The organism is Caballeronia sp. M23-90 (assembly GCF_053574605.1).
Genome location: NZ_JBSIPA010000405.1, coordinates 1 through 6,004, shown reverse-complemented (window position 1 = coordinate 6,004; position 6,004 = coordinate 1). Strand labels below are relative to the sequence as shown.

Below are 6,004 nucleotides of genomic sequence, written 5' to 3'. Positions count from 1 at the left end.
GGTGGCGGGAGGCGTGCTCGCCGCTGCCAGGCTGACCCAGCACGACTTGCCATAACCGTAGGCGGGATCGGACTGCGAAACCGCGCCGACATAGCATCCCACTCCATTGCTGAAGGTACGCGGGCTTGTCAGCATGCTCGACGGCGCGTTGGGCGGAACCGCGCCAAACACGACCGATCCGGTTCCCGAGAACGTGCAGTTGTCATTCTCCTGTCCACACAACTTGTATTGCGTGCCGGAAACCGTGATGCTTGATTGCGCTTGCGCGTTCTGCACACCAAATGTCGCCAGCATTGTCGCGGCTGCAACCGGAAGTAGTCTTAAGTATTTCATCATAGTCCGTATGTATCGCTAAAAGCAGGTTTCCCCGGGGAGTCAGCAAGATCGATCGAAGCCGTCCAGCGTATGCGTTGTTGAGGTACTGAAAGAGGTAAAGCTGAAAACGCGGTGATCGCGTCCGTTGCTGATAAATCTGAAGCTTTCTTGCGTTTTGCCATTAAACCGGCGTGTTCAGGCCTGCCCTCAAAGTGGCATCGAAAATGCATTATTCCTATGCGATCCTAAATAATTCCAGAGCTCGCGTGCATCTAGCGGTGTGTTGCTTGCAGCCATGGCCGGATGCGCTGCGTGGAGCAGCAAGAACCGGACGAACCACTTCTTAGCCGCTTGATTCACGCCAAACCAAAGTCGAACTCCGCCTACCCTATCAACAAATTTAGAAGCCCTTACTATTCAGCCAACGCTGAATTATTCCCAACGATCAAGCGACAGAACTAATCGCTTGGGCTGCAACATCCAGCACATTAACGCGTCATCCGATACTCCACGCGGGAGGCCTCACACCCGCATTACCGGATTTCGCTCGTACCTCCAAACACGTAATTCCTGCCATGTTCAACCGCGCTGCAGTTCTGTACAGGTATTACTTACGGGGTGGTCGAGGCAGACGAATTATATTCGCAAAAAAACGTTTCATCCGTGTAACGTGGTGGAAAGACTTTGAAATAAGTAATAGTTCCTCAGTGACCGATTGATGCACTGCGTCTCTCCCCAAAATCGCAAGCAGTGAGAATTTCATCCTCAGGTGAAACAAAATCCACGAAGCTTTCAGTATTCAAGGCTTCCCTATAGTATGAAGTTACTTTTTGTTAATATTTAAAGTAAATACTACTGATCACGGTATTTCGTATGATTAATTGAATGTTTTTTGCGAACCCGATCAATAGACGGAGAGGTAACAAAATGGCCCGTTTGCGCGAAAGCAGTCGCAAAAACGGGCCATTTAAAAGCAAGTCCAACGGCGCTGAAAATGCGCCGATTGTCTATCGCACCATCATTTGCTCCAGGGACTCTTTGACCGCCGGCCATTCGGTATCGATGATGCTGAAGCGCACCGAATTGCGTTTGCGGCCATCCGGCATGATGCGTTCGTGCCGAACAATGCCTTCCTGCTTGGCGCCGATTCGCAAAATGGCTGCTCGCGATGTTTCATTGAGTTCGTCGGTTGTGAACTGGACACGCACTGCGCTCATGACATTGAATGCATGAGCGAGCAGCAAATATTTTGCTTCAGTATTGACACCTGTGCGCTGGGCAGATGCACGCAACCATGTATGCCCTATCTCGAGTTTCCTGTTGATGCGATCGATCTTCCAGAAGCGGGTACTGCCAAGTACCTCGCCGCTCTCGCGCCTGACAATGACGAATGGCATGACCGCCCCTGTCTCGCGCTCGGCCAACGCAGTGGCAATGTACCCATCCACTGTGTCCGGTCCGGGGACGACCGTCACCTTCATGTTCCACAGCTCGCCATCCGCGGAGGCTTCGAGAAGCGCGTCCAGGTGCGTTGCCTCAAGCGGACGAAGTTCGATGAAATGACCTGTCAACGTGGGCCGGTTGGTATCAAGAGCGTCTGTGGTCATCGTCTTCCAGCCGTTTTCATGGAGGCATCAATCTTAATTCAACCGGCACACGATGCCTTACGTAGCGGTTTGAGCGAACACTAAGGTCGCGTCTTTTGCATCCAGTCGACAATGCCGTCTACGACCTTGTCCTCTATACCGTAGTAGCCATGCGGCGTCAAAGAGCCGCAGTTGTCCTGCGAATGCTGAACGCCACCGCTCACGTTCAACACGGTAACCCGTGCGTTGTGAATGGCTTGCGCGATCGCGTTCGCCATAGATGGCGGCGCGACCTTGCATTGGTCATCGCGGTTCGCAACGACCAGCGAAGGAACACGAACGTTCTCGGGGTGTGAATCGAAGACGGTCTCGTGCGAACCACCAAGAATGGACACCGACTCGGTCAGGATCAAACCCGCGATCCCGTTTTGTCCCGCGTGCGATGCTGCATTCATCGCAGCGATAGACCCTTGACTCGTGCCCAGCACCCACAGCGGCGCGCGGGTCGTCTCGCGCGCGAAAGCAACTATCCTTGCGATAACCCCGGCATACGCTGCAGTGCTGCGCTGGCCTCGCAACGATCGATGATCGAGTGCATCGACCAGCAATACGCCATACCCGCGCTCGCGCCAAAGGTCGCTCGACCGCACCACGAAGTTCTTTGCGTTCTTGATGCGTCCATGCTTGTCGATATCCAGTTCGCCCGTGCCTCCGGGAAACATGATCATCAGGCCTTTGGCATCGCGCGCCGGGGGTAAATACAAGACTCGTTGGAAGTTACTGCCCTCCAACGGCAGATCGCTTACCGTACCGCCACCGGACTGAAGCGGTTCGTCGGCCTCGGAGCTTATCGTTTGAGCGTGATGAGGAATGTCGCGAGCCAATGCGTGAGTTCCAAGAAGACAGCAAATCGTTGTCAGGCAAATGCGTGCATACCGGGGTTGAAGCATTGACCCCTCCTTCGGGGTTGAACAAGAATTGATTTTCGCTGCCTGGACGATGCATGACGGCGCCCGGCAAACCGCAGGCCGGCGATAGGATATAAACCCCCGGCCCGGATGTAAAATATATTCGATACCACCCTTCCATACTCAAAACATATGTGAACACGGTTCGTACGATAGCCGCCCGTCAGCGCTCGGCATTGCGCAATTTTAGTTTCTAGTCCAAACGAACCACGATTTTCCAGTACGTTCAAAGCTCGAAATTTATATTCGTGACCGCCGCAAGAAGATTTGAGATCGCCAATTCTTTTTCTGCAAACGTTTGCTAATTCTCTGTCTATCCCCCGCCCCACAAGGCCCATCCAGCCTGACGTTTGGGGATTTGCGCCTTTGATAGCCTGAACTCCCGGCAGATTTTTCCTCAGGTGATGAAACCCAGGATTTTTTCTTCATTAACCGCTAATCTTCTCGATTATTACGATATATTACGGACAGATACGATCCAGTTACATGTCGCCCAAAGCGGGAAAGCGGACCATGAAGTCATTGCGCGTACTACACAGCGAATCATCCACCGGATGGGGCGGTCAGGAACATCGGACGCTCAAGGAAATGATCATATTGCGCACACGCGGACACACGGTCGAGGTGGTCTGCCCCAAAGAAGCTCGCCTTGGCGTGCGCGCGAAAGAGGAAGGCTTTATTGTTCATCACGCCCGCATGAAGGGCGGCGCCGACGTGAAGTCGATGCTGACGATCAAGTCATTGCTCTCGCGCCGCAGATTCGATGTGCTCAACACGCATAGCGGGCATGACAGCATCGTGGCCGGAACCGCCGGCCGCCTGGCGAGTACGCCGCTGGTCGTACGTACGCGCCACCTCGCGTTGCCTATCAGTTCGCTTGCGACCTACACGTGGATTCCGCATCGCGTGATCGCGGTGAGCCGGCATGTACGCGAGTACCTGATCTCCGCCGGGGTATCGAAGGGTCGTGTAGAAACGATCTATGACGGTATTGTGAAACCCGAGCCGCTTTTACATTCAACGTTGCGCACGGAACTCGGGCTCGACGGCGACGCAGTCATCGCGGGCATGGTCGCGATCGTGCGCGACAAAAAAGGCCATGAGGACCTGATCGACGCAGTCCAGCCGATGCTCGCGGAGCGTCCCAATCTGCATGTCGTGATGGCCGGCGATGGCCCGTGGTTTGAAAAGATAAAGAATATCGTCGATGGTATGGGCCTTTCTGATCGTATCCATCTTCTGGGCTTTCGCACGGACATTCCGAACGTGCTGCGAGGCTGCGATTTCTTCGTGCTGCCGACGCATCAGGAAGCGCTGGGGCAATCCTATATAGAGGCCATGGCTGCGGGCTTGCCGGTGATCGGAACCGACGTGGATGGCGTGCCCGAACTGATCACGCATGGCATCAATGGCCTGCTCGTGCCACCGCACGATATTCCCGCGTTGCGCGCGGCCATGGCGCGGCTGATCGATAACCCCCGGCTGCGTGTGCAACTCGGGGTGGCCGGCCGCCTTCTGACGGATGCCAGCTTCACGGTGGACGGCATGGCCGACGAAACCATCGACTTCTACCGGCGCGGCATCCGCGAACGCCGGTCCAACGCGTGACGCAGCGGGCGCGAGCGGTGCCGGTGCTGATGTATCACCATGTCAGCACGTCGCCTGGAATGATCACGGTTTCGCCTGCTCATTTTGCAGCGCAAATGGCATACCTCGCAGAAGCGGGCTACAGGACAGCGGGCGCGGCGCAACTGAGCGCGTTCCTCGCAGGCGAGCCGCTGCCGCCGAAATCCGTGGTTCTGACTTTCGACGACGGATATCTCGACAACTGGGTCCACGCGCACCCAGTCCTCGAGAAGCACGGCTTCACTGCCCTGTGCTTTCTCGTGACAAGCTGGCCCGGCGAAGGCGCGCCGCGCCCGAACGCGCAGACCGGTGGTGCGCTGCCCGAGTTGCTGGGGCATCGTGAAGGGGATCTCGCAATACAAGGCGGAGAACCCGATCGCACGATCTTGCGATGGTCCGAGATAGATGCGATGCGTCGTGCAGGCACCTTCGAATTCCACAGCCATACGCATAGCCATCTGCGCTGGGACAAAGTGGCCGCGAATCGCGCAGAGAAATGCGCCGGCCTCGAGCGTGATCTGATCGATGCTCGCGAAGCGTTCAGCGCCCGCATGGGCGAAGTGTCGGATCACTTGTGCTGGCCGCAAGGTTTCTTCGACGATGACTACCTGCGTGTTGCTCGCGAAGCCGGCTTCCGCCATTTCTACACGTGCGAGATGGCGCCGAACGTCAGCAACGAGCGCGCCGGCGAGCACTCCATATACAGGCTCGAAGTGCGTGACAAGCCGGCGCCGTGGCTTGCATCGAGATTATGGGTGCATAGCCGGCCTCTCCTGAGCCGCGCTTATCTGAAGCTCAAGCGGTAAATTGCATTGTACGGGCGGCGGGATGGCCGCCCTCTTCTCACTTTGCGTGTTCGTCGTGATGCTCCTGGTGCTCTTGATGCTCCTGGTGTTGCTCATGCTCGGGTGGCCGCGCCGGCTGCGGATGTGACTCCGCGTGTTGTACAGGTGGCGTGGCATGCGGCGCTTCGTGCTCGGGTCTTGCCTCTGGACGCGGTTCGGGCCGCGGTTCCGATTGTGGTCCTTTAAGCGCATGCGGTGCCGGCTCATTCAGCGCATGCGGTTGAGATTGAGATTGCGCTTGCGGCTGTGCTTGCCGCGCCCCTTGCGCCTCGTTCTGCTGTTCGGGCCTCGGCGCATGGTCCGCGGGATCATGAGCGGCGTTATTGACGAAAGGCCTCGGGGCGCCCCCTTGCGCTGCCAACGGCGGATGCGGCTGTGCCGGCTGCGCAGCCTGTGGATTGCGCCCTTCCTCTCGCGGCACATTTTGTCCCACGTTTCGAGTCGGCGCGCCTTGTGACGTAACCGGGCGACTTGCCGTCCGGCTCACAAGACGATACCCCTCAGGCGCTGCGGGGGCGTTCCGGTTGATTGGGCGCGAGAATGCAGCAGGAACAGTCGTGCGCACGATCGGCTCGCCCGCACCCTCGACGTGTCCGCCGCCGCTTGCAAACCGTTGCGCAAGCGTGTCGCGATAGGCAGCAGGAACCGCCGGCGCTCGCGTGGA

General features: G+C 57.2%; 4 protein-coding genes and 2 pseudogenes. 2 read left to right on the top strand and 4 right to left on the bottom strand.

All coding sequences use genetic code 11. The features are described 5' to 3' along the window. The 3 genes and pseudogenes from ACRXB1_RS28330 to ACRXB1_RS28320 form a co-directional block, all read right to left on the bottom strand. Window positions 1-336: pseudogene (locus tag ACRXB1_RS28330) on the bottom strand (hypothetical protein); the annotation flags it as partial. Window positions 337-1,322: 986 nt separating this feature from the next. Beyond that, on the bottom strand, window positions 1,323-1,922 hold the full coding sequence (locus tag ACRXB1_RS28325) for a GNAT family N-acetyltransferase (protein ID WP_449493914.1): 600 nt from the start codon (window positions 1,920-1,922) through the stop codon (window positions 1,323-1,325). Window positions 1,923-2,002: 80 nt separating this feature from the next. Beyond that, on the bottom strand, window positions 2,003-2,665 hold the full coding sequence (locus ACRXB1_RS28320) for an alpha/beta hydrolase (RefSeq protein WP_449493913.1): 663 nt from the start codon (window positions 2,663-2,665) through the stop codon (window positions 2,003-2,005). Between the two features lie 717 nt (window positions 2,666-3,382). Here ACRXB1_RS28320 and ACRXB1_RS28315 point away from each other — a divergent pair. Both ACRXB1_RS28315 and ACRXB1_RS28310 read left to right on the top strand, forming a co-directional pair. Then, window positions 3,383-4,477 carry a glycosyltransferase family 4 protein gene (locus ACRXB1_RS28315; protein WP_075358454.1) on the top strand — a complete coding sequence of 365 codons (1,095 nt, stop codon included), beginning with the start codon at window positions 3,383-3,385 and terminating at the stop codon, window positions 4,475-4,477. A 29-nt stretch (window positions 4,478-4,506) separates the two neighbouring features. Further along, window positions 4,507-5,301 (top strand): polysaccharide deacetylase family protein, encoded by a 795-nt coding sequence (locus ACRXB1_RS28310; protein ID WP_449493915.1) that lies wholly within the window; start codon window positions 4,507-4,509, stop codon window positions 5,299-5,301. 37 nt (window positions 5,302-5,338) lie between these two features. On the opposite strand, the pseudogene ACRXB1_RS28305 reads toward ACRXB1_RS28310, so the two are convergent. Continuing rightward, window positions 5,339-6,004, bottom strand: a pseudogene (locus ACRXB1_RS28305) (hypothetical protein); the annotation flags it as partial.

Bases quoted from the DNA above. Each gene is read 5' to 3' on its own strand.
- ACRXB1_RS28325 (WP_449493914.1), bottom strand. From the start codon at position 1,922: ATGACCACAGACGCTCTTGATACCAACCGGCCCACGTTGACAGGTCAT.
- ACRXB1_RS28315 (WP_075358454.1), top strand. From the start codon at position 3,383: ATGAAGTCATTGCGCGTACTACACAGCGAATCATCCACCGGATGGGGC.
- ACRXB1_RS28310 (WP_449493915.1), top strand. From the start codon at position 4,507: ATGTATCACCATGTCAGCACGTCGCCTGGAATGATCACGGTTTCGCCT.